The organism is Pseudomonas sp. KH_024_B2 (assembly GCF_057839965.1).
In genome coordinates this window covers 106,206-132,256 of sequence record NZ_CM174502.1, presented here as the reverse complement: position 1 = coordinate 132,256, position 26,051 = coordinate 106,206, and the positions used below count along the sequence as shown (strand labels likewise).

The following is a 26,051-nucleotide window of genomic DNA, read 5'->3' as shown; positions in this document are numbered from 1 at the left end:
AAAGGACTGGCTCAAACCTTCAAAGCTCAAGCACTCAGCGATTGCGATGGTGTCTGATAAGTAGTCTTCGCGGGCAAGTCGGATCGCCGCATCGCCGCTCCCACATTGAATCTGTGCCAGGCCACCATAATGGGATCGGAACATAACCTGTGGGAGCGGCGATGCGGCGATCCGACTTGCCCGCGAATGAAGACGCCGGAGATATCAGCCCTGAAATGCGGCTAAATCACCGCTCGTGCAACGCCTCGGCCCGGGCGCGGATGATGGGTTTGAGCAGGTAGCTGAGGATGGTTTTCTTGCCGGTGATGATGTCCACCGAGGCGACCATGCCCGGAATGATCAACAGTGGATGTTCATCGGTCCCCAAGTGGCTGCGGTCGGTGCGCAGTTTGATCACGTAGTAAGTGGTCTTCTTGTCTTCGTCGGTGATGGTGTCGGCACCGATCTGCTCGAGCCTGGCTTTCAAGCCGCCATAGATGGTGTAGTCGTAGGCAGTGAATTTGACCGTAGCTTCTTGCCCTGGGTGCAGGAAGGCGATGTCTTGCGGACGAATCTTCGCTTCTACCAGCAGGGTGTCATCCAGCGGAACGATTTCTACCAGATCGCTGCCCGGCTGGATCACACCGCCGATGGTGTTGACCAGCAGTTGCTTGACGATGCCGCGCACTGGCGAGGTCACCAGCGTACGGCTGACGCGGTCTTCGAGGGCCTTGCCGGTAGCACTGGCCTTGTTCAGGTCAGTGCGGGCTTCGTTGAGCTGGGTCAGGGCCTCACTGCGGAACTTGCCACGGGTCTCGTCGATTTTGCGGGCGACTTCCTTGATCGCCGATTCGGCACGCGGGATCGCCAGGGTGGTGGCGTCCAGTTGGCCGCGGGTTTCGATTTCGCCGCGTTTGAGCCGCAGAACCTCCACCGGAGAAACCGCACCCTGAGCCACCAACGGCTCTGACATGGCGATTTCCTGGCGCTGCAAACTCAAACCGCTGCGGTACTGAGCCTGCTTGGAGGAGAACTCGCGCAGCTCTTGCTGACGCTGGATCAGTTGCTCCTGCAAGCCACCGATTTCATCATGCAATTGCTGACGGCGGCTGATGTACAGCGATTCTTCGCTGGCGGCCTGACCGGGCACGGCTTTGAGCACATCGGCCGGGAAGTTCAGCGGACGGTCGTCGACTTCCGCGCTCAAGCGCTCCACGCGCAACAGCATGGACAAACGATCAGCCTCGGTCTCGCCGACATTGGACGCAAAACGGGTGTCGTCCAGCCGAATCAGCGGCGCACCGGCTTCGACAATCTGTCCTTCGCTGACGAACAACTCTGCAATGATCCCGCCTTCCAGGTTCTGGATTTTTTGCACTTTGGACGATGGAATCGCCTTGCCGTCGCCCTTGGTGACTTCGTCGATCACCGCGAAATTGGCCCACAGCATCAGAAACACAAAGAAGCCGATGATTGCCCAGATGGTCAGTCGCACCACGCGCGGGGCATCTTCGATCAGTGCTTTGTTGACCTCCGGCAGTGGTTGCCCTTGCAGGGATGCGGAGCCTTTGAAGTAACGACGGATCGAGTCCTTGAATCCAGACTTAAGCAACACTGATCTGCCCCTTCTTCAACGCTTCCATCACGACAGCTTTTGGCCCATCGGCAAGAATTTGCCCACGATCGATCACCAGTAGCCGGTCAACCAGCGAGAGCAACGAGGCCCGGTGCGTCACCAGCACCATGGTCTTGTTTTCCACCACAGCTTGCAGGCGTTGTTTCAAGCGTTCTTCACCGGTGTTGTCCATGGCGCTGGTCGGTTCGTCGAGCAGCAGGATTGGCGGATTGAGTAACAGCGCACGGGCCAGGGCGACGTTCTGCCGCTGACCGCCGGACAGGTTCTGTCCACGCTCGCCGACTTGCAGTTCGTAGCCTTGCGGATGCAGACGGGCGAACTCATGCACACCTGCCAGTTCGGCCGCCTGCAGCACCAGCTCATCCTCTATATAGCGGGCGCCGGACACCAGGTTGTCGCGCAAGGTGCCGGCGAGCAACTGGATGTCCTGCGGCACATAACCGATGTTGTGGCGCAGTTCGCTGACGTCGATCTGACGGATATCGACACCATCCACCAGCAAGGCGCCGTCGTCAGGTTGATAGAGCCCGACCAACAGCTTGGCCAGCGAGCTTTTCCCCGAGCCGCTGCGACCGATGATGCCGATCTTCTCGCCCGGCTTGATCACCAGGTTGATGTTTTTCAGCGCCGGGTTCTGCTGGTTCGGGTAGGTGAAGTTCAGCTGACGGCACTCGATGGCGCCCTGCAGAACCTTGCGGCTCAGCGGACGTTCCTCGAAGTTGCGCTCTTGTGGCAGTTCCATCATCTGGTCGACCGAGGTCATGGTGACCCGCGCCTGCTGGTAACGGGTCAGCAGGCCGGACAACGACGCCAGCGGGCTGAGGGCGCGGCCACTGAGCATGTAGCAAGCAATCAGGCCGCCCATGCTGAGGTTGCCGTCGATGATCTGGTACACGCCGAAGACGATCATGATCACCCCGGCCAGTTGCTGGATCAGCAGGGTGATATTCATCGCCAGGCCCGAGAGCATTTTCACCCGCAGTTCAAGGCGGCTGAGGGTGCCGATGGTTTGCTCCCATTGGTACTGACGTTCGCTTTCAGCGTTGTTGACCTTGACCGCGTCGAGCCCGGCGAGGGTTTCGATCAGGCTCGACTGACGCTCGGCGGCCAGCGCCATGGTCCGTTCCATCGTCGCCACCAGCGGCTTCTGCAACGCATAGCCGATCAACAGGGCAATCGGGAAGGCCAGCACCGGAATCCACACCAGATGCCCGCCGAGGATGGCGATTACCATGAAGATCAGCAGGGTGAACGGTAGGTCGATCAGACTGGTGAGGGTCAGCGAGGCGAGGAAGTCGCGCAGGCTCTGGAACTCATGGATGTTCTGGGCAAAGCTGCCGACCCGCAGCGGGCGGTATTTCATGGCCATGCCGACGATGCGTTCGAACAGCGTCGCCGAAATGATCAGGTCGGTCTTTTTTCCGGCCAGATCCAGGCACAGGCTGCGCAGACTCTTGAGAATCAGGTCGAACACGTAGGCGCCGGTGATACCGATGGCCAGCACCCACAGCGTGGCGGCGGCCTGGTTTGGCACGACGCGGTCGTAGACGTTCATCACGAACAGCGGCGCGGCCATGGCGATGATGTTGATCAGGAAGCTGGCCGCGATGGCGTCGATATACAGCCAGCGCGAACGCTTCAACGTGTCGCGGAACCAGGAGCGTGCACGCGGGATCAGTGTGCCGTGGTTCACATCGAATTTATGTTGGGGCTGGGCAAAGAACACCTGCCCGGTATAGTCATCCGCCAACAGTTCACGGCTGACGCTGACTTCACCACCGTCGCTTTCGCTGAGCAGCAATCGCGCGTTGTCCTCACCATCCCAACCGACCAGGACGGCACTGCGGCCATCCTTGAGCAGCAACAAGGCGGGCATGGCAATCGCCGGGATCAGCTCCAGCTTGCGTTGCAGTACTCGCCCTTGCAGGCCAGCCCGTGCAGCCGCGCGCGGGAGCAATTCGACGCTCAGACGCTGCTTGGGCAATGGCAGACCGGTGGTCAGCATCGCCGCGCTGGCAGGCTTCTGGTGCAGCGTGCAGAGGGTTAGCAAACCGTCCAGTAACGGATCGTCGTGCAGCGCGCGTGGATCATGACTGAGATGAACTCGACTGACTTCTGATTCCACGCTGGGCACTCTTGACTGACGGTTGGACGATTATGCGGGGCTACTCAATTCATCCCGGGCAATTGAACCTTGGGCTTCACGTCGTTCTGCACGACGGCTGCCATTGGTGCGACCACTCCCTGGCTCTTGAGCAATTCGCCCATGGTCGCCTTGATTCGATACTGAGTAAATAACTGAATGTTCTTGATCTCCGTCAGGCGACGGGAAGCGCTAAACAGTTCGTTCTCACTGTCGAGCAAGTCGAGCAAGGTGCGCTCGCCGAGGCTGAATTGTTTCTGATAGGCCGAACGCACATTGGCGCTGCGATCCACGTATTGCTGAGCGATCGGCACCTGAGCGTTGGCGTTGTTCAAGGCGTTCCAGGCCAGACCCAATTCTTCGTTCAACACCCGCAGGGCGTTATTGCGAATGTCTAGCGCTTGACTGGACTGGTAGGACTTGGATTCCAGATCAGCCTTGTGACTGCCACCGGCGAACAGGTTGAAGCGCATGCGCAACATGGCCTGCCATTCGTTGCTGTGGCCGTTCTGCCCATCCAGATCGTTATCGGCCGTGCGGCCCAGTTCTGCATCGAAGCGCGGGTAGAACGTCGACTTGGCAGCTTCGTATTGTTTCTCGGCAGCGACGATGTCGGACTCGGCCGAGCGCAGGATCGGGCTGTTTTCCAGCATTTGCCGGCGAGCTTCATTCAGGTCGGCCGGTAGCAGCGCGACGAAACCCGCCGGGCGCTCCAGTTGATCAGGCATCTGGCCAACGGCGCTGAGGAAGTTGGTCTGGGCATCGGCCAGGTTGGTTTGTTCGGTGATCAGGTTGTTGCGAGCCTGGGCCAGACGCGCTTCGGCCTGATCGAGGTCGGCACCACTACCGACACCGCGCTGGGTACGCAACTTGATCTGGTCGAAAATGCGTTCGTGGTTGCGCAGGTTGTCTTCGGCCAGTTGCACGAAGTCGCGGCGGGTCAGCACATCCAGATAAACCTGGGCGACGGTCAGCGCGGTGCGCTCCGAAGAGCCAAGCAAAGAATAAGCACGGGAGTTTACGTTGGCTTGTTGACGCCCAACTTCACTGGACGTCGCAAAACCGTCAAAAACCATTTGCGACAGACGCAGGCTCGACTCGCTGCGGTTCAGGGTTTCCCAGTGATTGTTGCCGGTTCCGGAGCGGGTAGTCGGGCTGTCGGTGCCTTCACGGCCATAACCGCCGAGCAGATCGACCCGCGGCAGGTATCCGCCTTTGGCTGCTTTTAATTGGTAATCGGCCGAAAGACGGCTGTTCACGCCTGCCTGGATTTCCGGATGGACATCCAGCGCTTGTTGCATGGCTTCGGGCAGGGTTTGTGCTTGTACAAAACTGGCGGCGAGGGCGAACGGTAAAGCCTTCAACAGGTGCGAACGCATGTTAAAAATTCCTGGGACTTCTTGTCTCAAATCACAGCAGCTCTTGGCGCTGCGTCGGAAAATGGCAACCGGAATGACCGTATGTCGGAAAGTTCAAAATCGGAACTGAGTCACACGCTGTAGGACAGGTCGCCGCATAAATATCAATGTGACATTACTGGGGCGATTGTTTAGGATGGCAGCCAGAAGGTCAATAGATTGGCATAAAGTTAATAACGAAAAAATATAGTCAAAATATTGGCGATAAAAAGCGTCAAAGTAACTTGAAAGTACGTCCAGACTGATTCGGCGAACGCCCGTCAGGTCCATGGAAGCCTACTGAACGCTACACCTGGAGAGTCTTCAATGAGCAGTGTTGTTGCCATCGTCAAAAGCATTGTCGGTCAAGTTTTTGCAGTGTCCCCTGAGGGCATCAGACGCGTACTCATTGAAGGTGATCGCCTGTTCGTTGGCGACCAGGTCGACACCGGTCTGGCGGGCGCCGTTACCCTGGAACTGGCCGACGGTCGTACCCTCGACCTGGGCCGCGACACGCAATGGAGCGGCACCGATCCGGACTCCAGCACCGACCTGGCCGAAGCGACCGCGCAAGCCGCACCGTCGGTAGACGAACTGCAACAAGCCATCGCCGCCGGTGCCGACCCGACCACCGACCTTGAAGCCACTGCTGCCGGCCCAAGCGCGGCTAGCGCAGGTGGTAGTTCAAGCGGCCACAGTTTCGTGGCACTCGAAGCGACGGCCGCCCGGGTTGACCCGACCATTGGCTTCCAGACCGCGGGCATCACCTCTGCGACCTCCGCAGTGGTAAACACCACTGGCGGCCAGACCACCGATACCAGCACCACCGCAGCGCTGCGCGATTCGACTCTGACCCTGAGCGCCACGCCAACCATCACCGAAGCCGGTGGCGTGCTGGTTTACACCGCGACCGTCACCCAGGCAGCGCTGACGGACCTGAGCGTGACCCTGTCCAATGGCTCGGTAATCGTGATTCCGGCCGGCCAGTTGACCGGTAGCGTCAACGTCCCGCTCGCACCGAATGACAGTGTCTACACCGACCCAGGACAGATCACCGTCAGCGTGACCGGCATCACCGGCGGTGGCGGCCTGGCCCTCACCGTCGACCCGGCGCCTGCGGTCACGCAAGTCACCGATACCATCGACACCACCACGGTCACCCTGACCGCGGGTTCGACCGTCACCGAAGGCGGCCAGATCACTTACACCGCCACCCTGAGCAATCCGGCCGGCACGCCAGTGACCGTGACCTTGTCCAATGGCTCGACCATCACCATTGACGCGGGCAAAACCACTGGCACCGTCACCGTCGACACCCCGGCGAACGACGTTTATGTAAACGGCAGCACCGTCAGCACCACCATCACAGGCGCTACCGGCGGCGATTTCGAAAACCTGGTGGTCAACGGCACCGCAGCGGAAACCAAAATCTCCGATGTCAACGACCAAGTTACCGTCAGCATCGAAGGCAATGGCCCGGTGCTGGAAAACGCCGCGCCGACCTTCACCATCAAGCTTGACCAGAAACTCGACCACAACCTGACGGTGACCCTGAGCAACGGCCAGACGGCTGTGATTATCGCCGGCCAGACCCAGGTCACTTACGCCGCGCCAGTGCAAGGCGATGACGTCTATACCGACGGCGCACCGCTAAAACTGAGCATCACCAACGCTTCGGTTGACGGCAAAACCTTCGAAAACCTGGTGATCGGCGGCGAAGCCACGGTCCAGGTCAACGACACCAGCAGCGAAGTCATCGCCACCCTGACCGCCGACAAGACCACCGTCGCCGAAGGCGGCAGCGTCACCTACACCGTGACCCTGACCAACGCCAATGGCCTGCCGGTCAATAACCACGGCGAGCTGACCTTCACGCTCACCGACGGCACCACCGTCACCGTCCCGGCCAACAGCAGCACCGGCACTGTGATCATCACCGCTAAAGACGACATCTTCACCGGCGGCCAGCCAACGATCGTCAAACAGCTCGAAAGCGTCAGCGGCGCCGCGGCTGAGACCTTCGAAAAACTGACTCTGGGCAAAGAACAGCTCACCACCACCGTTACCGATGAACCAGGTACTCAAGGTGACAAGGTCACCGTCGGCATCACCGGAGACGCATCGGTTACCGAGGGCCAGACGGCGCATTACACCCTCAGCCTGAGCAATCCATCTCACGCAGAAGTCACCGTGACCCTGACTTACAGCGGCACTGCGGCCAATGGTGTGGTCTTCACCGGGGTGACCACCGTCAAGATCCCGGCCAACAGCAGTGGCGTCGGCTTCGACATCAAGACCATCGACGACAAACTCGTCGAAGATTCCGAGAACTTCGTGGTCAAGATCGACAAGGTCAGCGGCGGTAACTTCGAGAACATCGCGGTCGACCCTAACAAGGTCAGCGTCACCACGACGATCGTAGATAACGACCACGCGCCGGTGTCCGTCGGTGGCGCTGTCAGCGGCATTGAGGATCGTGAAATCACCCTGAGCTGGGATAACTTCAAGGTCACCGATGCTGATGGCGACAGTGCGCTAAGCCTGACTATCACCAAGCTGCCAGGCGCTGGCACCTTGATGTTCAACAACGGTACGGGCTGGGTGAATGTCACCGAGAACCAAACCATCAGCCAGGCTGACATCGCTGCCAACAAACTGAAGTTCGTGCCGCTTGAGAACCAATCGGGTACCGATGGGTACGGCGGTACTGACGTCGGCAACATGCAGGCCGATTACGCGCAGATCAAGTTCAAGCCTACCGACGGTCTCAACGTGGGCAATGAAGCCACCTTGAAAGTCGACATTACCCCGGTTGCCGATGCACCGAGCCTCACCGTCGCTGGCAACAACGTGAACTCGGTCGGCCTGATCAAGGAAGTCTGGACCGGCCTGTCCGGGCTGGGCACCAGCGGCAGCGGCGCCCCTGCCGGTACGCTGAAGTCAGTGATCGACGCCGCAGGAACGCCGAACAGCAGCAACCTGGTGACCAACGTTCAGTCCGACGGCAGTGTGGTCGCCGGTACTGCATCGAAAACCTCCGGCCTGATCTACCTCGAAGCTAACAAGTCCTACACCTTCACAGGTACCGGCGATGACAGTCTGCTGGTGACCATCGGCGGCAAGAATGTTGCCGACATCACCTGGAGTGCAGGTGGCAAACTGAGCGGTTCGTTCGAGCCGACCACCAGCGGTTACTACACCCTCGACATCTACCACCACAATCAGAATGGGCCGGGTAACTACGACGTCAACCTGTCGGTCAATGGCGGCCCCGCGGTCGACCTGAGCAATGCCGGTGTGCCGCTGTACACCGGCGTGTCCGATCTGACCAATGCCGGCGTATCGGTGTCCGATCTGCACGGCACCAATGGCGAAGGTTATTACGAAGGCTACAAGCTCAACGAAGGGGCGGAAAACGGTAGTGTGCATCTGGCAGCGATCAAAACCGCGCTGACGGATACCGATGGCTCTGAAACCCTGAGCGTGACGATCAGCGGCTTCCCGAAAGGCATGGTCGTCAGCGATGGTGCAGGCCACATCGCGACCGTCGGCGTATCCGGTGAAGCGGATGTCACTGGCTGGACTCTCAGCACGCTGACCCTGACCCCGCCACCGTACTACAACGGCCAGTTCACTCTGACCGTCACCTCGACTTCCACCGAAAGCCTCGGCGGCTCGCAGCCGAGTACGGCGCAGATTCCGGTCACTATTTACCCGGCGGTCTATAAACCGATCACAGCCACCGCAGCTAATGACAATACTGTGGGTACCGATGGCAATGACATCGTCGTCGCTGACATTGGCGGCCTGGCGGTGGTGCCGGGCCAGAACTACAACATCGCGTTCATGGTGGACAGTTCGGGCAGCATGGACGACGCCATGGCTGCCGCCAAGATATCCCTGGAAGCGGTGTTCACCTCGCTGATTGCCAGTGCAACCTCCAAAGCCAACCCAGGCATCGTGAAAGTCTTCCTGGTGGACTTCGATAGCACGGTCAAACAATCGATTTCGGTCGACCTGTCGAGCACGAATGCTTTCGAGAAACTGACGGACGTTCTGGACAACATGAGGTCCGGCGGCTACACGAACTACGAGGATGTTTTCAAGACGACGGCCAACTGGTTCAACAGCTCCGATGCAAAGAGCAATCCGAATGCGATCAACCAGACCTACTTCATCACCGATGGTGAACCAACCGCCTATATGTCGAGAGAGCAGACCAATCCGGTGGTCGTCGACTACCACAACAAGAGCAGCAACACTGATCTGAATCTGGACGACCTGCTCACGCTGAAAAACTACACCCCGGGCATCGCCTTCAATGCTGACATCGGTGGCGCCAGCCGCGTGCTGGTCGATGCCAACGGCACCCTGTACAAATGGTCCGAGGACAAGAAGGGCAACTGGGAATCCTCCGAGATTGGCAAACGCATCACCATTCACCCTCAGGGTGACGGGACTTATGAGGTTTCGATGGTCACCGTCGATGACAACAGTGCAGCAAACGCCCAAACGGCTTTCGCACTGCTGGCGAATGCCAATAGCTCGGTCGTGGCGATTGGTCTGAACAGCGATGTCGACCCTGACGATCTGGCTCCCTACAACACCAAGGGAGAGCCGCAGACCAACATCAATCCTTCGGATTTGGCCAGCGCGATTCTCGGCCACAGCCAAGCAACGAGCGATACAGTCAACAGCGGTGACGGTAATGACATTCTGTTTGGCGATCTGGTGAGTTTCAGCGGTATCACCGGTGAGGGCTACACCTCTCTGCAGGCCTTCGTCGGTCAGCAAAATGGGGTAGAAACCAGCAAAGTCACCACCAGCAACGTGCACCAGTACATCACTGAGTACTACAACGCCTTCGACGTGTCCGGCAGTCACGACGGTGCCGATAAGCTGCTGGGCGGTGCGGGCAACGACATCATCTTCGGCCAGGGTGGCGATGACCTCCTCGATGGAGGCAATGGAAATGACATCCTGCTCGGCGGTACTGGCATTGACACGCTGTTGGGTGGCGCGGGCGATGACACGCTGTTGGGCGGCGAGGGCAACGACATGCTGTTCGGTGGTAAGGGCAGCGACATTCTGACGGGCGGCTCGGGTGCCGATACCTTCGTCTGGAAGGTGGGCGACACCGGTAACGACGTGATCAAGGATTTCAACCCCGACGAAGGCGATCGCATCGACCTGCGTGACCTGTTGCAGGGTGAGGCCGACAGCACCATCGGAAAATTCCTGAAGATCAGCACCACCGTCGAAGGTGTGTCGACCCTGCAGGTCAGTTCCGAAGGCAAGTTCAATGCCACCGACGGTGTTGCCAATGCTGACGTGACCATCACGCTGAAAGGTAATGACTGGGCGGGCGTTAGTGTCAACTCGCTGATCTCCGGCGGTGATCCGACCATCAAGGTCGACCACAACAACAGCTGATCCGGGATTTGACGGCCGCTCGTTACGAGCGGCCGTCACGCACCTGCCAATCGTCACGCGCCGTGACGATTTTCTCTGCGCACCGCATACTCGTGCCCAGTTGGCCTATGCTGCTGACAGCATGACGCTGGTCCATTCATGAGGGATTCTCAATGTTCTACGTGCAACGCGATGCTCAAGGTCAGCTGATTCGCGTGGAAGCCAGCGCCTACGCCGAAGCGACGGAAACACTCCCCGCCGACCATCATGAGATCCAGGCGTGGTATGCCAACGAAGTCGTGGAAACCAGCCTCAAACAGCTGAAACAGAGCGACCTGGAAATGATCCGGGTACTCGACGACTTGATTCAGGTGCTGACCAGCAAGGGCGTGATTCGCGTCACCGACCTGCCACCCGCGGCCCAGGCCAAGCTGATGGACCGGACCCAGGCCCGTGAAGCCTTGGGCGGGTTGAGCCAACTGATCGATGATGATGAGACGGGGTTGATCTGAAACCTGTGGCGAGGGAGCTTGCTCCCGCGGGCCGGTCCGCGCTCGGGCGCAGCAGTCCCAAAACCAACCATCGCAATGACCCAGATGGAACGCATGCACCGGTTTTACGACTGCTGCGCAGCCGATCGCGGGCAAGCCCGCTCCCACACTGGATCGGTGTCAACCCACGATGGTGTGATCAGTGCTGATCTTATGTGGGAGCGAGCTTGCTCGCGAAGGCAATCTCACTGACAACACAGCATCAAACCCTCATCGCCAAGGCGCCGGCTCGCCGAACAGCTGGCCTTGCACGCCGTACAGGCCCATCTCGCGAATCACCCGCAGCTCGCCTTCGGTCTCCACCCGCTCGGCAATCAGCGGCAGGTCGATACTGTGTGCAGCGCGCTGGATCGCTTCGATAAACAGCCGTTTATCACTCTCTTGATCGATCGCACGGATGTAGCTGCCGTCGATTTTCAGGTACGCCAGACCCAGCCGCGCCAGATTGCCGATCATACTGAAACGCCCACCGAAGCGTTGCAGACTCAGAGAGAAACCCAACTCGCGCAAACGTCGGGTCAACTGCTCCAGCACCGCTTGCTCCGGTAGCTGCTCTTCGCCGATTTCCAGGGTCAGCCTTGGCCCGAGACTGGAGTGCTGACGCAGCAAATCGAATACCCGGCTCAATGCCTGCGGATCAGCCAGCGTCGCAGCGGACAGGTTCAGCGCCAGCGACTCTTCATGCCCGGCCATTTGCGTCAGGACCAGCTCCAGCATCAAGCGATCCAGGCGTGCGGTCCAGCCAAAGCGCTCGAGCCACGGCAGGAAGCGCCCTGCTGGAATGGTCTGGCCCTGCTCATCGAGCAAGCGCGAAAGCACTTTGTAGTGCAGCACCACCTGCGTGTCCTGGCTGGCCACCACCGGCTGGAAGTACAGCTCAAAACGCTGCTGACTCAACGCCCGATCCAGCAACGTATGCCAGGCATGATGGTCGTCGCCGACGCTGGCTGCAGCGCCGTGATCGAGACAAGACCAGTTTGGCTCGCCCTGGGTTTCAGCCTGGGCCAGCGCCTGATCGGCGAGACCGAGCAAGGCTTGCGGCGAGTCGCCATGGGCAAACGGCGCCAGACCGATATAAGCCACCGGCGACACGTCCGAGGCGCCGGTCGCTTGCAGGCTGAGCAAGGTGCTTTCCAGGCTTTGCGCCAGTTGCAGGGCCTCTTCGCGGACCAGCCCCGGCGCCAGCACGGCGAATTCGCCACCGCGAATCCGCGTCACCAGGTTCTGGGTTTCAGGGTATCTGGCGCACTCGCGCAGCAGTTGTTCGCCAACCGCCCGCAACAACTGGTCGGTGCGTTGCCCGCCCAGACGTTGATTCAAACCGGCCAGATCCTTGACCCTCAGCAGCAACAGATAACCGGAGCTGGCTTGCTCCGGGTTACTCGCCCGGGCATTGAGTTGCATCTCGAAATAACGCCGATTGGCCAAGCCTGTCAGATTATCCTGATAGGACTCGATCCGCAGTTTCTCACTGCGCTCGGCCTGCTCCTGAAACAGCGCCTTGAGCTTTTCGACCATCTGGTTCATGGCCTGGACCACGCGGCGCAATTCCGGCGTACGCGGCAGCTCGGGCAGGCTGAGGAATTCGCGGCGGGCGATGGCGTGGGATTGCTTGACCATATAGTCCAGCGGCTTCAATTGCCGACGCAGCAACAGCGCCCCCAGCACCGCGCTCACCGCTCCGCAGGCCAGCAACCAACCCAGGCTACCCAAGGCGCTCTGCCAGAGCTTGGCCACGGCAAACATCGGATGGCTGACCACCTCGACCCGCGCCGCCTGCTCCCAGCCTCGGCTGACGATGGCATCACCACCGGCCGCTTCCAGGCCGATCAACTTGACGAACCAGCCCGGTACGCTACCGGCCTCGGGAATCGCGCTGCGCTCGACGAGAGCCTTGTCCGTCGCCAGGTCAACCACCCGGATGCTCGCGTAATAGCCGCTGTCGAAAATCGAACTGACCATCAGCTCGACCATCGCCGGGTCGTCGATATTGGGCGTCAGGGACAGCGCCAGCGCCGTGGCGGCATCTTGCGCGTGGGAGCGCAACTGATTGACGTATTGAGTCCGCGAGCTTTCCAGGCTGACCATGAAGCTGCCGCTGAAGGCGACCACCAGGAACAGACAGATAGCGATCAACAGTTGTTTGAACAGGGACATCTGAACTCGTGCTCCTAGTTAGTCGTCTCGACTGGAAAACCTTCGGCCTGCATTTTCTTCAACACATCCTGCCAGCGCGACAGGCGCTTGGTATCGCCGACTTTCTTGCTGCCCTTGGCACCCGGCAGCCACAACCCCTCGGCATTGAAAGAGTAAACCGGCAGCAAGTCGGTTCGCTGGCCGGCCGGTTTGATGGCATCGATCAGGCTGTCGAGAACCAGCGGCATGGCCTCGGGGCTCGAATAGTAGGTCAACACCATGTGCGCGCGGTTCAAACGCAAGGCTTTGACGTAGGTGATCCGCAGTTTGTCGCTGGAAACCCCGAGATGACGCAGGCTGAAGTACTTGGCAATCGCGTAATCCTCACAATCGCCTGCGCCCTTCCACAACGCCTCGATCGGCGTCTCCCAATAATCGACCTGATGCCACAGATCGATGTCTTCTTCGTAGCGCATTTGCTTGTTGAAGAACAGGTTGACCACTTTGAGCTGCTCCAGCTCACCGACCTGCTTTTGCGTGGCCAACAAACGCTGCCAGGCATCGATCCGTTGCCCCCCTTCAGCCAAAGGCCCGTAAAGCGCCTGGGCCCGACGACTGATCAGCGAGAAATCCCAATCGGCCTGCAGACTGCCCAGCAGAACGCCAGCCAGTAGCAGCGTAGAGCAAAGCCAGCGCAGGGTCCGAGGGAGGGGGGAACGTACCGCCAATGCGATGAGTCCAAGGAGGCTGTTGGAAATCGATTGATGGTGCAGGTTCGATAGGTAAAAGACAATGGCACCGTGCAATCACGGCGCTAAACTAAGCGAGTGATCAGAGGGGCTCAGCGGTTTGACAAGTACCCGGACAGTCACTAGTGTGCATTTGGATCCAATTAAACCCATTTTCAGAAACAGGGTAGCGTCGTCGTGACACAGAAGCCGAACCCTTTGAGCAGTATTCCGGTCAGCGGGCCAATACCCGCCCATCTCGCACGTTCAGTGATTGAGGAAACCCTGCGCTCGGCCATCCTCGATGGCCGCTTGCCATGCGGAACCGCCCTTCGCCAGCAAGACCTGGCCGACCTGTTCGGGGTTAGCCGCATGCCCGTGCGTGAGGCCTTGCGACAGCTCGAAGCGCAATCGTTGCTGCACGTTATCACCCACAAAGGTGCTGTCGTCGCGCCCTTGGTCGAGGGCGATGCCGCAGAGACTTACGCGCTGCGCATCCTGCTGGAGTCCGAAGCCCTGCGGCTGTCGATTCCCTTGCTTGACGCCGACGATTTCGCTCGGGCCGCGGGCTATATCGATAGCCTCGAGACTGAAACCAATTTCGCCGAAATTGGAACGCTCAACCGCCTGTTCCACATGGCCCTGTATGGCAAGGCCGGCAACCGCCGGCTGTTGAATCTGGTCGAAAGCGGGCTGATCGAAGAAGAGCGCTTTCTGCGCTTCAATCTTGAGGCCATGGGTTTGGGCAAACTCGCCCAGGATGACCATCGGTACCTGCTTCAAACAGCCAAAGACCGGGACATCGAGCGGTGTGTAAAAGCACTTGAGAATCACCTCAACCGAGGCGTCGAAGTCATTACCCGCTACCTGAACACTCTTGGCAAAAAAGCGCCGCAGTGAAGCGCGCGGGGGAAGCTGTGCACACTCAAGACAGCAAGTGGCTGACGGTGCTCGACACCGACCAGCCCACCGACATCCGATTGATCTGTTTCTCTCAGGCCGGGGCCGGCCCCGACCCGTTCTGTAGTTGGGCCGAAGGGCTGAATGATCACATCGAATTGCTCACCTTCATACTTCCAGGCCATGGCGAACGCCGGGACGAAACACCCTACTCTGAATGGCCACCGCTGCTCGCGGACTCATTCACGGCACTCAAACCTTACCTGTCCGAGCCGCATGCCTTGTTCGGTCACGGATTTGGCGCCCTTCTGGCCTATGAGCTGGCCAGGCTGAACGAAGCCCAGTGCCCGGGGCAGACCCGCCATCTGTTCATATCCGGCTGCCGCAGCCCGGATTGCCAGCCTGTTTTACCCCTTGACCTCGTACCCCTTGACCCTGCCCCCCTTGATGAAGATGGCACCCCATGGGCTGATCAAGAGGCCCTGATGCGCGGTGAGTTGAAGCTCATGGAGTCCTGGACTGACTCGTCAAACCGCAGCCTGAGCGTACCATTGACCGCCATTTATGGCAGTGAAGACCCACTGGCCCCGCTTGAAAGCATGGTGAACTGGCGTGAGTTCACCCGCCGCGAGTTCGAGCTCATCGAAGTGACCGGCAACCATCTCTTCATCACGCCCCAGCGCCAACGTCTGTTGCAGATCGTCAACACTCATCTCGGGCTGCTCAGCGAGTAAAAAATCCTTCCTTTTTGCCCCCACCGGTGGGGTGCGTCCTTTCAAGCCTTTGCAGCGGTTAGAGGCTGAGTACCAGCTCCCACTTCGAGCATTTACCCCCGTTTCTATTCATGCGTCAGTGATAGCAGCGCCTTCCATTTGGGCCCACTCTTGAGTTTGTCGACCAAAAAATGGACGAGCGGCGTGCGAATCTGCCTGCACAGCCCTCACGCAATGGACGAACAGAAGGAGGCTTGCCACAGGAAGGGAAGGATCGGGCTACGGTCGGCCGCCCTCCTACACCATTAAATAACTTCAACTCGTCAATCAGTAAGTTGCTCCGAGTGAGGCATTCACTCATTAGTATTAATTCTGACTTATATAAGCCGGAAGGAGCAACTTCACCTCAATAAAACTTGAGTCAGTGGTTTTACTGGAACTTCTTGCACCTGAAAAACCGCACGTTACAAATAGTATAAAAAACACTTGATCACTACTAACTTCGTGTATTAATTTTTCTCCGCCGACATGAACTTACCCAACCAGCCCCTGTCGCCGCACTCTGCATCGTCGGCATCGGAAGCTGAAAAGCGATCTACGGACAGGCCCACACGTCATGGCGCACAAGCACCATGCATCCTGGTCCTGCCTTGCATAATCAGCCTCAATCTTTGAACTTCATCAACTGTTGCTTGAGGCACTTGTTCGCCCTTCAAAAAGTTAATCCTGTTCAGCCTTATTGATAAAAACGTTATTAGCCCTGCGCCCATCCATCCTGACAAGTTAGAGGCCACACCATGAAAGCAACTAAAGAACTGCTCCAACTAAAAAAAGCAGAACTGAGCGCACATCCGATTTTTTCGGAAATAAGCTCGCTGCCGATACTCCAGCGATTCATGGAGACCCATGTGTTTGCCGTATGGGATTTCATGTCGCTGACCAAACGCCTGCAGCAGGAACTCACCTGCGTCCAGCTGCCATGGCTTCCGCCGCAAGACCCTCAAGCGTCTCGGCTGATCAATGAGATCGTTTTGGGTGAAGAGTCGGATGATCGAGTCGATCACGGTCACTACAGCCATTTCGAGTTGTACCTGGATGCAATGCGCGAAGTCGGTGCCAGCACCGCGGCGGTCGAACGCTTCGTGGCGTTGCAGCGCGAAGGCGTGAGCTACGACACCGCTCTGCAGAGCGTGGAGGTTGACCCTGCCGCGGCGAACTTCGTCAGGCACACGCTGCACACGGCGCTGCACGCCCCGGGCCACAGCGTCGCCGCAGCGTTTTTGCACGGTCGCGAAAGCGTCATCCCGCAGATGTTCCAGCGCATCCTCGACGATTGGGGCATTGGCATCGAGCAGGCGCCGACCTTTCGCTACTACCTGGAACGGCATATCGAGGTCGATTCCGAAGACCACGGCCCGGCCGCGGAAAAACTCCTCGCGCGTCTGGTCGATGGCGACTCGCAACGCGAAGAGGACGTTTACGCCGCCGCCATCGCCGCGGTGCAAAGCCGCATCGCACTGTGGGACGGCTTGCGTCTGAGCATGGGTGAAGCGATCGCCGAGGTGAGCGCATGAACGCCGCCGACTACCAATCCTTCGCCGAGGCCTGGGAAAGCCGCGCAACCATTCGTACCCGCCCGCGGCGCATGGTCGAGAACGACGACAAGCTGATCTATCCACTGAGCCGTCAGCCCCTGGTCCTGGGCGAAACCTTTTTGCGCGAGTGCCCCGAGCAGCGGGATTTTGCCCTAGTGCAGACGCTCTATAAGTTCATCAACGATGTGGTGATCTTCGAAACCGAGATCGTCGACAAAACCGCACGCAGCATCGCCAAGAATCGCTTCGCCCTGCCCTTCCCGTTCGCCTGTCGGTACGACGCCATGACCGTGGTGGTGGATGAGGATTACCACGCGCTGGTGGCAATGGATTTCATGCAGCAGACCATCGCCATGACCGGCATCACGCCGATCGAGCTGCCCCATGAAATCGAGCTGAGCCGGGCGATTCCAGCGGCCCTGGCACTGGCGCCAGAGCATCTACGCGCTGCCGTGGAGCTGATCTGCGTGGCGATTGCCGAGAACACCGTGACCAATGATGTCGCGGCGTTCGCCAAGGACGACACGGTCAAGCAATCGATCAAGGGACTGATGGCCGACCACCTGCTCGACGAGGGCCGCCACTCCGGATTCTGGGCACGGCTGGTGCGGATCTACTGGCATGGCGCAAGCGAAGCCGATCGCCAAAGCATCGCGCACATCCTGCCGGTGTTCATCGCTCACTACCTGACCAACGACATCCAGAAAGCCTTCGACTTTCAGTTGATCGAGCACTTGCAGCTCAGTGACGGCGCACGACTGGCACTCAAGGGCGAAGTATCCGGGCTGGCCTTCCCGATCAATCGCCATCACCCGCTGGTCGCCAACATCGTGCGGTTCTTCCGCAGCAGCTCGTTGCTGGATTCGCCGTGCGTCCAGGACGCCTTGAGCGACTACCTGGTTTAACCGAGGAGAACATCATGAGACGTCTCGACATTCTGCTCATAGGCCAGAGCCAGGCCTTGAACGACCTGGCGCTGGAACTGGAACAACATGGCCACTCACTTGCCCGCCTGACGGACTGTCGGGCCCTGAACGAACAACCGGTCAGCGCCGCCGACCTGCTGATCGACGACGGCAGCCTGACGATCCTGGCACAGCGCCTGCGGGACTTTGGCGACTGTGCACAGCTGAGCTTGCGGCTGAGTGTGGGGCCACTGGGTGAATATGGCTTACCGCAACTCGAGGTGCTCTGCTGGTTTGGCTCGGGCACCGCACAGCGCTTGATTAGCCGATTGCCGATTGCCAACGAAACCTCAGGCAACGGCCAGGTACTGCGCGTCAGGGCCGTTAGCGAACTGGTGGACAGCGTTGCCCTGTTGGTCAGCCGTTTCTCTCGCGATGCCGAGTATTTCCCGCAGGCCGTGCCAGCCGAACCTGATCGCCATGAGCATCAAGAAAACCTGTTGCTGCTAGAGCAGCTGGCCTACGCACATCGGTTCAATCTCACCCACCAGCCGGACCTGTTGCTACTGGCACACATCCCAATGATCGAAAGGCTCGAGCAGAGCCTCAAGGGATTCGCCGGCCGGCCAGCGCTGAACATTGCCGGCGCATCCATCAGCTATGCAGATTTGTACGCTCAAAGCCGAGCGATCCAGCAACGATTGCGGCCGCTGCTGGAGCAATACGGATCCGCCGACGGGCCGTTGGTGGTGGGGATCTGCCTGCCGAAATCCAGCGCCCTTTATGCAGGCATTCTGGCAATTCTCGGTAGCGGCGCGGTGTATCTGCCACTTGAACCGGGCCATCCGCTGCAACGTCAGCAATACATTCTGGAGAATGCCGGCGCGGTGCTGTTGCTTCACGATGGCCAGCATGCGCTCAGCGCCGAAATGCCCGGGTTGGACATCAGCCGAATCGAAGCCTCCCAGGCAGACCTCTCGCTGGCGTTGATGCAGCGACGCCCCGATAGCGAAGCGCCCTGCATGGCGCTGTACACCTCAGGTACCACCGGCCATCCCAAAGGGGTCTTGCTCAGCCAGCGCAATCTGGCGCACTTCACCGCCTGGTACGCCGCCTATGTGCAGCTGACCGAGCACAGTCGGGTCTTGCAGTTCTCATCCCTGAGCTTCGACTCATCGCTGATCGACATCTTCCCGACGCTGATCCAGGGCGCCGAGTTGATCGTCCCCAGTGACGACGAACGTCGCGACCCGCTGCAACTGGTCGAACTGATCCGCCAACAGCAGGTCAGCCACGCCTTCCTGCCGCCAGCGCTATTGAGCATTCTGCCGCTGGATCAATTACAGGGCCTTGAGCATGTGATGACCGGCGGCGACGTCTGCGAACCCTATGTGATCGAGCGCCTGACCCGGCAATGCCGGCTGTACAACCTCTATGGTCCGACGGAAGCCACGGTGCTGATCACCGCCCGGCAACTCCAGGCCGGCGACAGTAACCGCACCCTGGGCTCGCCGATTGCCAACAGCCAGGTGCTGATTCTCGATGAAGACTTCCAGCCCGTTGCCGAGCAGACCGTTGGCGAGCTGTACATCGTCGGGCCCGGGGTTTGCCTGGGCTATTTGAACAACCCGCAGCAGACCGCCGAACGCTATCTGCACCTGCCATTGCCCGAGGGCGAAAGCCTGCGCACCTATCGCACCGGCGATATGGCGAAGTGGACTGCCGATGGGATCGAGCTCTGCGGTCGACGAGACAATCAGGTCAAGATTCGCGGTTTTCGGGTCGAACCGGAAGAGATCGAACGCTGCTTGCGCGACAGCCAATTGTTCCGTCAGGTGGCGGTGGTCATCGATAGCAATCGACGGATTCTGGCCTTCCTCGCCCAACCTCAGGAAGACCAGCCGGGCAGCGCCCGCGAAGCATTGAAAGCGCACGCGATACAATTTCTGCCGGACTACATGCAGCCAGCTGCCTGGACCGAGCTGGCGAGCATGCCCTACGCCAGCAACGGCAAAGTCGATCGCAAAGCCTTGCTGGAACTACCCGTCAGTTTCCTTGAGAACCACCAGCGCCGACTACCCGAGACGGCCGACGAAGCGCAGTTGCTCGACCTCTGGGCCGAGCTGCTGGAGTTGCCGGCCAGCGACATTTCCACCGACGAAAGCTTCTTCAATCTCGGCGGCCACTCGATCCTCTTGTCACGAATGCTCCTGCGTTTGCGAGAGCAGTTCGGGCGCAGCATCTCGATCAACCGCTTCATCGAAGTACCGACCATTGCCAAACTGGCGACGCTGGTCACCGGCAGCGGTACCGAAGAGGTGCTCAGCGAAAAGGCCATGGCCGACGCCTTCCGCGAACTGGATGTACACGCCTTGCCGGTCAGCCGAATGGGCGATGTGCACAAGGTCATCGTGACCGGCGCCAACAGCTTTGTCGGCGTGCACATCGTCGAAGCGCTGCTGGCCTGGGGCGCAACCGAGGTGGCGTGTCTGGTGCGCGACGGTGCCGGGCAATCGGCCGCTGAGCGTTTTGCCCATTCCTTGCGCGAGAACCGTCTGGAGCATCTGGACCTGAGTCGGGTGCGGGTTTATGCGGCGGATATCACCCGCCCTGAATTGGGGCTCGCACCGCAGGTTTACGAACGGCTCGATCGGCAGTTCGGCGCCCTGGTGCACAACGCCGCCAACGTCAATCACGTGATGGATTACGAGTCGCTGGCCCGGGATAACGTCGAGCCGATTTTCGAATGCCTGCGATTGTGCGAAGGACGCAGTAAAAAAATCTTCAACTTCGTCTCCACGCTCTCGGCCTCCAGCACCATCGACGCCGATGGCCGGGTTCTCGAACAGCCTGCCGCGCAGACGCCACCGATTTACATCAAGAACGGCTACAACCTGTCCAAGTGGGTCGGCGAACGGATTCTCGAGCGCGCTCGCGAACGAGGGGTCCGGGTCAATCTCTATCGGCCCGGCAATATCAGTTTCAATAGCCTTACGGGCGTCTGCCAACCCCACAAGAACCGCCTGATGTTGATGCTCAAAGGTTCGATTCAATTGGGCCAGGTGCCGGAATTCAGCCTGAACTTCGACTTGATGCCGGTGGACTTCCTCGCCCGCTTCATCGCCTTTCACGCCAGTCGCTATCAGCCCGAGCAGGCGGTGTTCAACCTGCACAACCCCGAGCCGCTGAGCTGGGACGCGTATGTCGCGTCCTTTCGCGAGGCCGGCCGTGAGTTTCGCATGGTCAGCGTCGCCGACTGGCAACAACAACTGGGCCGGGTCGATAGCGAAAACGCGCTGTTCGGCGTGCTGGGTTTTTATCTCAACGGATTCGAGGAAGACATCGGCGATATCTCGATGATCGGCCACGACAACGCCCAGGCCGGCGTCCGGCTGATGGGCGAGCACTACCCGCAAAAATCCCCCGCGCTGCTGCGCAAGGGCTGCGATTACCTGAAAGAAATCGACTTCATCTGATTCACCCCACCCAACTGGAGCACACCATGACTACTTTGCAACCCGACACCCTGATCAAGAATCCCCATGGCTGCCACGTTGTGTCCTCGGTCGAGGTTCCTGCCGATGCACCGCGTGTGTGGGAGGTCGTCGGCAACTTCGCCGGCTTCGATAAGTTCATCCCCGCACTGTCGCACATCGAGATGACCGGTGAAGGCGTGACCTCGCTGCGCAAGAAGTTCTTCAAGGACGGCAATCTGGTGGTCGAGCAACTCAACTCACGGGACGATCAGGCGCTGAGCATGACCTGGACGATGATCTACAACACCTTGGGCGTCGCCAACCTGTGGGCCGCCATGACTGTCGAGCCGCTGGGTACGGGTAAATCCCGAGCGACCTGGACCATCATCGCCGAACCGGCTCAGGGCGGTGCCGATGCGATGCCAGGGTTCAAGGACTTCGTTCAGGGCTTTGCCGATGACTCGATGAATAATGTGCTCAAGCTGTTTGTGTAGGGCACAAGTTCATCGGTGACAGACACACCGCAATCGCGAGCAAGCTCGCTCCCACACTGGATCGCAGTCGAACACAAACTCTGTGTTCGCTGAAGATCAAATGTGTGCGAGCTTGCTCGCGATGAACGATAACGCGGTCTGACGGACAGATCTCAATCAGATCTTGAAGCTATCAACCAATTGCTTCAGGCGGTTAGCCTGCAACGACAAGGCATCACAATCCTTCAAGGTTTCATTGGGGTTGACCACGCCCTGCTGATTCAGCAGGTTGATCTGGTTGATGTCGAGGGTTTCACCACCGCAGTCTGCTCTTCCTGGATGGATGCTCAACAAGGAACGACCCTGGAGTAGACCGTTTCCAATCCGCAGCCTACCGCTTGTGGCTACTCCCAAAAAACAAAACCCCTGTCTGCGTGAGCAGACAGGGGTTTCGGAATTCAATCTTGACGATGACCTACTCTCACATGGGGAAACCCCACACTACCATCGGCGATGCATCGTTTCACTGCTGAGTTCGGGATGGGATCAGGTGGTTCCAATGCTCTATGGTCGTCAAGAAATTCTGTGACCAGCCCGTTACCGCAGTAACGTGCCAGCAAAAATCGGTGACTTCTACTAAAACAAAACCCCTACCTGCATACGCAGATAGGGGTTTCGGAATTTAATCTTGACGATGACCTACTCTCACATGGGGAAACCCCACACTACCATCGGCGATGCATCGTTTCACTGCTGAGTTCGGGATGGGATCAGGTGGTTCCAATGCTCTATGGTCGTCAAGAAATTCGGTAGCCGGCTCGTTTACTCAGTTGAGTTCACGCTCCAGCGAATGGGTATGTAATAGATTTGTGTGTTGCGAACTTTCGACTGTTGCGTCTTCACACACCGCAATCTGGTGCCCTTTCGGACAAGCAAATTGCTTGGGTGTTATATGGTCAAGCCTCACGGGCAATTAGTATTGGTTAGCTCAACGCCTCACAGCGCTTACACACCCAACCTATCAACGTCGTAGTCTTCGACGGCCCTTCAGGGGACTCAAGGTCCCAGTGAGATCTCATCTTGAGGCTAGTTTCCCGCTTAGATGCTTTCAGCGGTTATCTATTCCGAACATAGCTACCCGGCAATGCCACTGGCGTGACAACCGGAACACCAGAGGTTCGTCCACTCCGGTCCTCTCGTACTAGGAGCAGCCCCTCTCAAATCTCAAACGTCCACGGCAGATAGGGACCGAACTGTCTCACGACGTTCTAAACCCAGCTCGCGTACCACTTTAAATGGCGAACAGCCATACCCTTGGGACCGGCTTCAGCCCCAGGATGTGATGAGCCGACATCGAGGTGCCAAACACCGCCGTCGATATGAACTCTTGGGCGGTATCAGCCTGTTATCCCCGGAGTACCTTTTATCCGTTGAGCGATGGCCCTTCCATACAGAACCACCGGATCACTAAGACCTACTTTCGTACCTGCTCGACGTGTCTGTCTCGCAGTCAAGCGCGCTTTTGCCTTTATACTCTACGACCGATTTCCGACCGGTCTGAGCGCACCTTCGTACTCCTCCGTTACTCTTTAGGAGGAGACCGCCCCAGTCAAACTACCCACCATACACTGTCCTCGATCCGGATAACGGACCTGAGTTAGAACCTCAAAGTTGCCAGGGTGGTATTTCAAGGTTGGCTCCACGCGAACTGGCGTCCACGCTTCAAAGCCTCCCACCTATCCTACACAAGCAAATTCAAAGTCCAGTGCAAAGCTATAGTAAAGGTTCACGGGGTCTTTCCGTCTAGCCGCGGATACACTGCATCTTCACAGCGATTTCAATTTCACTGAGTCTCGGGTGGAGACAGCGCCGCCATCGTTACGCCATTCGTGCAGGTCGGAACTTACCCGACAAGGAATTTCGCTACCTTAGGACCGTTATAGTTACGGCCGCCGTTTACCGGGGCTTCGATCAAGAGCTTCGCGTTAGCTAACCCCATCAATTAACCTTCCGGCACCGGGCAGGCGTCACACCCTATACGTCCACTTTCGTGTTTGCAGAGTGCTGTGTTTTTAATAAACAGTCGCAGCGGCCTGGTATCTTCGACCGGCATGAGCTTACGGAGCAAGTCCTTCACCCTCACCGGCGCACCTTCTCCCGAAGTTACGGTGCCATTTTGCCTAGTTCCTTCACCCGAGTTCTCTCAAGCGCCTTGGTATTCTCTACCCAACCACCTGTGTCGGTTTGGGGTACGGTTCCTGGTTACCTGAAGCTTAGAAGCTTTTCTTGGAAGCATGGCATCAACCACTTCGTGTACCAAAGGTACACTCGTCATCAGCTCTCGGCCTTAAGATCCCGGATTTACCTAAGATCTCAGCCTACCACCTTAAACTTGGACAACCAACGCCAAGCTGGCCTAGCCTTCTCCGTCCCTCCATCGCAATAACCAGAAGTACAGGAATATTAACCTGTTTTCCATCGACTACGCTTTTCAGCCTCGCCTTAGGGACCGACTAACCCTGCGTCGATTAACGTTGCGCAGGAAACCTTGGTCTTTCGGCGTGGGTGTTTTTCACACCCATTATCGTTACTCATGTCAGCATTCGCACTTCTGATACCTCCAGCAAGCTTCTCAACTCACCTTCACAGGCTTACAGAACGCTCCTCTACCGCATCACCTAAGTGATACCCGTAGCTTCGGTGTATGGTTTGAGCCCCGTTACATCTTCCGCGCAGGCCGACTCGACTAGTGAGCTATTACGCTTTCTTTAAAGGGTGGCTGCTTCTAAGCCAACCTCCTAGCTGTCTAAGCCTTCCCACATCGTTTCCCACTTAACCATAACTTTGGGACCTTAGCTGACGGTCTGGGTTGTTTCCCTTTTCACGACGGACGTTAGCACCCGCCGTGTGTCTCCCATGCTCGGCACTTGTAGGTATTCGGAGTTTGCATCGGTTTGGTAAGTCGGGATGACCCCCTAGCCGAAACAGTGCTCTACCCCCTACAGTGATACATGAGGCGCTACCTAAATAGCTTTCGAGGAGAACCAGCTATCTCCGAGCTTGATTAGCCTTTCACTCCGATCCACAGGTCATCCGCTAACTTTTCAACGGTAGTCGGTTCGGTCCTCCAGTTAGTGTTACCCAACCTTCAACCTGCCCATGGATAGATCGCCCGGTTTCGGGTCTATTCCCAGCGACTAGACGCCCTATTAAGACTCGCTTTCGCTACGCCTCCCCTATTCGGTTAAGCTCGCCACTGAAAATAAGTCGCTGACCCATTATACAAAAGGTACGCAGTCACCCAACAAAGTGGGCTCCCACTGCTTGTACGCATACGGTTTCAGGATCTATTTCACTCCCCTCTCCGGGGTTCTTTTCGCCTTTCCCTCACGGTACTAGTTCACTATCGGTCAGTCAGTAGTATTTAGCCTTGGAGGATGGTCCCCCCATATTCAGACAAGGTTTCTCGTGCCCCGTCCTACTCGATTTCATGACTAAGAGATTTTCGCGTACAGGGCTATCACCCACTATGGCCGCACTTTCCAGAGCGTTCCGCTAATCTCAAAGCCACTTAAGGGCTAGTCCCCGTTCGCTCGCCACTACTAAGGGAATCTCGGTTGATTTCTTTTCCTCAGGGTACTTAGATGTTTCAGTTCCCCTGGTTCGCCTCTTACGCCTATGTATTCAGCGTAAGATAACCATCTTATGATGGCTGGGTTCCCCCATTCAGACATCTCCGGATCAAAGTCTGTTTGCCGACTCCCCGAAGCTTTTCGCAGGCTACCACGTCTTTCATCGCCTCTGACTGCCAAGGCATCCACCGTATGCGCTTCTTCACTTGACCATATAACCCCAAGCAATCTGGTTATACTGTGAAGACGACATTCGCCGAAAATTCGCAATTTAACTCACAAATTTTACCTTAGCCTGTAACAACACCAGTGAAAGTGCTGTCCAGTCTATCTTTCTATCACATACCCAAATTTTTAAAGAACGATCTAATCAAC

13 protein-coding genes, 3 rRNA genes and 1 pseudogene are annotated in these 26,051 nt (G+C 58.2%); 8 read left to right on the top strand and 9 right to left on the bottom strand.

Annotation, left to right across the window (positions count from 1 at the left end; all coding sequences use genetic code 11):
• Positions 1-226: 226 nt before the first annotated feature.
• Genes AC3I0A_RS00610 through AC3I0A_RS00600 form a run of 3 tightly spaced genes read right to left on the bottom strand, consistent with a single transcriptional unit; the run spans position 227 to position 5,137 of the window.
• Positions 227-1,594 carry an HlyD family type I secretion periplasmic adaptor subunit gene (locus tag AC3I0A_RS00610; protein WP_489375693.1) on the bottom strand — a complete coding sequence of 456 codons (1,368 nt, stop codon included), beginning with the start codon at positions 1,592-1,594 and terminating at the stop codon, positions 227-229.
• Positions 1,584-3,740, bottom strand: a complete 2,157-nt coding sequence (locus tag AC3I0A_RS00605) for a type I secretion system permease/ATPase (protein ID WP_489375691.1) — start codon at positions 3,738-3,740, stop codon at positions 1,584-1,586. The genes AC3I0A_RS00610 and AC3I0A_RS00605 overlap by 11 nt, the downstream gene beginning before the upstream one ends.
• Positions 3,741-3,784: 44 nt before the next feature.
• Positions 3,785-5,137, bottom strand: coding sequence for a TolC family outer membrane protein (locus tag AC3I0A_RS00600; protein ID WP_489375689.1), 1,353 nt, complete (start codon positions 5,135-5,137; stop codon positions 3,785-3,787).
• Positions 5,138-5,482: 345 nt separating this feature from the next.
• On the opposite strand from AC3I0A_RS00600, the gene AC3I0A_RS00595 reads away from it, so the two are divergent.
• Positions 5,483-10,588: a retention module-containing protein gene (locus AC3I0A_RS00595; RefSeq protein WP_489375687.1), complete on the top strand. Its 5,106-nt coding sequence runs from the start codon at positions 5,483-5,485 to the stop codon at positions 10,586-10,588.
• 152 nt (positions 10,589-10,740) lie between these two features.
• Positions 10,741-11,079, top strand: a complete 339-nt coding sequence (locus tag AC3I0A_RS00590) for a tryptophan synthase subunit beta (protein ID WP_489375685.1) — start codon at positions 10,741-10,743, stop codon at positions 11,077-11,079.
• A gap of 249 nt (positions 11,080-11,328) precedes the next feature.
• On the opposite strand, the gene lapD is transcribed toward AC3I0A_RS00590, so the two are convergent.
• Both lapD and lapG read right to left on the bottom strand, forming a co-directional pair.
• On the bottom strand, positions 11,329-13,275 hold the full coding sequence (gene lapD / locus AC3I0A_RS00585) for a cyclic di-GMP receptor LapD (RefSeq protein ID WP_489375683.1): 1,947 nt from the start codon (positions 13,273-13,275) through the stop codon (positions 11,329-11,331).
• Between the two features lie 14 nt (positions 13,276-13,289).
• On the bottom strand, positions 13,290-13,982 hold the full coding sequence (gene lapG, locus AC3I0A_RS00580) for a cysteine protease LapG (RefSeq protein ID WP_489375682.1): 693 nt from the start codon (positions 13,980-13,982) through the stop codon (positions 13,290-13,292).
• Between the two features lie 198 nt (positions 13,983-14,180).
• Between lapG and AC3I0A_RS00575 the strand changes: the two genes are divergently transcribed.
• From AC3I0A_RS00575 to AC3I0A_RS00550, 6 genes are all read left to right on the top strand, one after another.
• Positions 14,181-14,882, top strand: a complete 702-nt coding sequence (locus AC3I0A_RS00575) for a GntR family transcriptional regulator (RefSeq protein WP_489375681.1) — start codon at positions 14,181-14,183, stop codon at positions 14,880-14,882.
• 17 nt (positions 14,883-14,899) lie between these two features.
• Positions 14,900-15,616, top strand: a complete 717-nt coding sequence (locus AC3I0A_RS00570) for a thioesterase II family protein (RefSeq protein ID WP_489375679.1) — start codon at positions 14,900-14,902, stop codon at positions 15,614-15,616.
• Between the two features lie 776 nt (positions 15,617-16,392).
• Positions 16,393-17,169, top strand: a complete 777-nt coding sequence (locus AC3I0A_RS00565) for a DUF3050 domain-containing protein (RefSeq protein WP_489375678.1) — start codon at positions 16,393-16,395, stop codon at positions 17,167-17,169.
• Positions 17,166-18,095: a diiron oxygenase gene (locus AC3I0A_RS00560; RefSeq protein ID WP_489375677.1), complete on the top strand. Its 930-nt coding sequence runs from the start codon at positions 17,166-17,168 to the stop codon at positions 18,093-18,095. Before AC3I0A_RS00565 ends, AC3I0A_RS00560 begins: the two co-directional genes overlap by 4 nt.
• A 14-nt stretch (positions 18,096-18,109) precedes the next feature.
• Complete coding sequence (locus AC3I0A_RS00555) at positions 18,110-21,571, top strand: amino acid adenylation domain-containing protein (RefSeq protein ID WP_489375676.1); 3,462 nt, start codon at positions 18,110-18,112, stop codon at positions 21,569-21,571.
• A 26-nt stretch (positions 21,572-21,597) separates the two neighbouring features.
• A complete protein-coding gene (locus AC3I0A_RS00550; protein ID WP_489375675.1) occupies positions 21,598-22,065 on the top strand; it encodes an SRPBCC family protein in 468 nt (155 codons plus the stop codon).
• A 156-nt stretch (positions 22,066-22,221) separates the two neighbouring features.
• Here the strand turns inward: AC3I0A_RS00550 and AC3I0A_RS00545 are convergent.
• The 4 genes and pseudogenes from AC3I0A_RS00545 to AC3I0A_RS00530 form a co-directional block, all read right to left on the bottom strand.
• Positions 22,222-22,391, bottom strand: a pseudogene (locus AC3I0A_RS00545) (hypothetical protein); the annotation flags it as partial.
• Between the two features lie 115 nt (positions 22,392-22,506).
• Positions 22,507-22,622 (bottom strand): 5S ribosomal RNA (rrf, locus tag AC3I0A_RS00540).
• Between the two features lie 108 nt (positions 22,623-22,730).
• A 5S ribosomal RNA gene (gene rrf, locus AC3I0A_RS00535) occupies positions 22,731-22,846 on the bottom strand.
• 150 nt (positions 22,847-22,996) lie between these two features.
• Positions 22,997-25,888: ribosomal RNA gene (locus AC3I0A_RS00530) — 23S ribosomal RNA — on the bottom strand.
• Positions 25,889-26,051 lie beyond the last annotated feature (163 nt).

Bases quoted from the DNA above. Each gene is read 5' to 3' on its own strand.
- AC3I0A_RS00600 (WP_489375689.1), bottom strand. From the start codon at position 5,137: ATGCGTTCGCACCTGTTGAAGGCTTTACCGTTCGCCCTCGCCGCCAGT.
- AC3I0A_RS00590 (WP_489375685.1), top strand. From the start codon at position 10,741: ATGTTCTACGTGCAACGCGATGCTCAAGGTCAGCTGATTCGCGTGGAA.
- AC3I0A_RS00565 (WP_489375678.1), top strand. From the start codon at position 16,393: ATGAAAGCAACTAAAGAACTGCTCCAACTAAAAAAAGCAGAACTGAGC.
- AC3I0A_RS00550 (WP_489375675.1), top strand. From the start codon at position 21,598: ATGACTACTTTGCAACCCGACACCCTGATCAAGAATCCCCATGGCTGC.
- lapD (WP_489375683.1), bottom strand. From the start codon at position 13,275: ATGTCCCTGTTCAAACAACTGTTGATCGCTATCTGTCTGTTCCTGGTG.
- AC3I0A_RS00595 (WP_489375687.1), top strand. From the start codon at position 5,483: ATGAGCAGTGTTGTTGCCATCGTCAAAAGCATTGTCGGTCAAGTTTTT.
- AC3I0A_RS00555 (WP_489375676.1), top strand. From the start codon at position 18,110: ATGAGACGTCTCGACATTCTGCTCATAGGCCAGAGCCAGGCCTTGAAC.
- AC3I0A_RS00560 (WP_489375677.1), top strand. From the start codon at position 17,166: ATGAACGCCGCCGACTACCAATCCTTCGCCGAGGCCTGGGAAAGCCGC.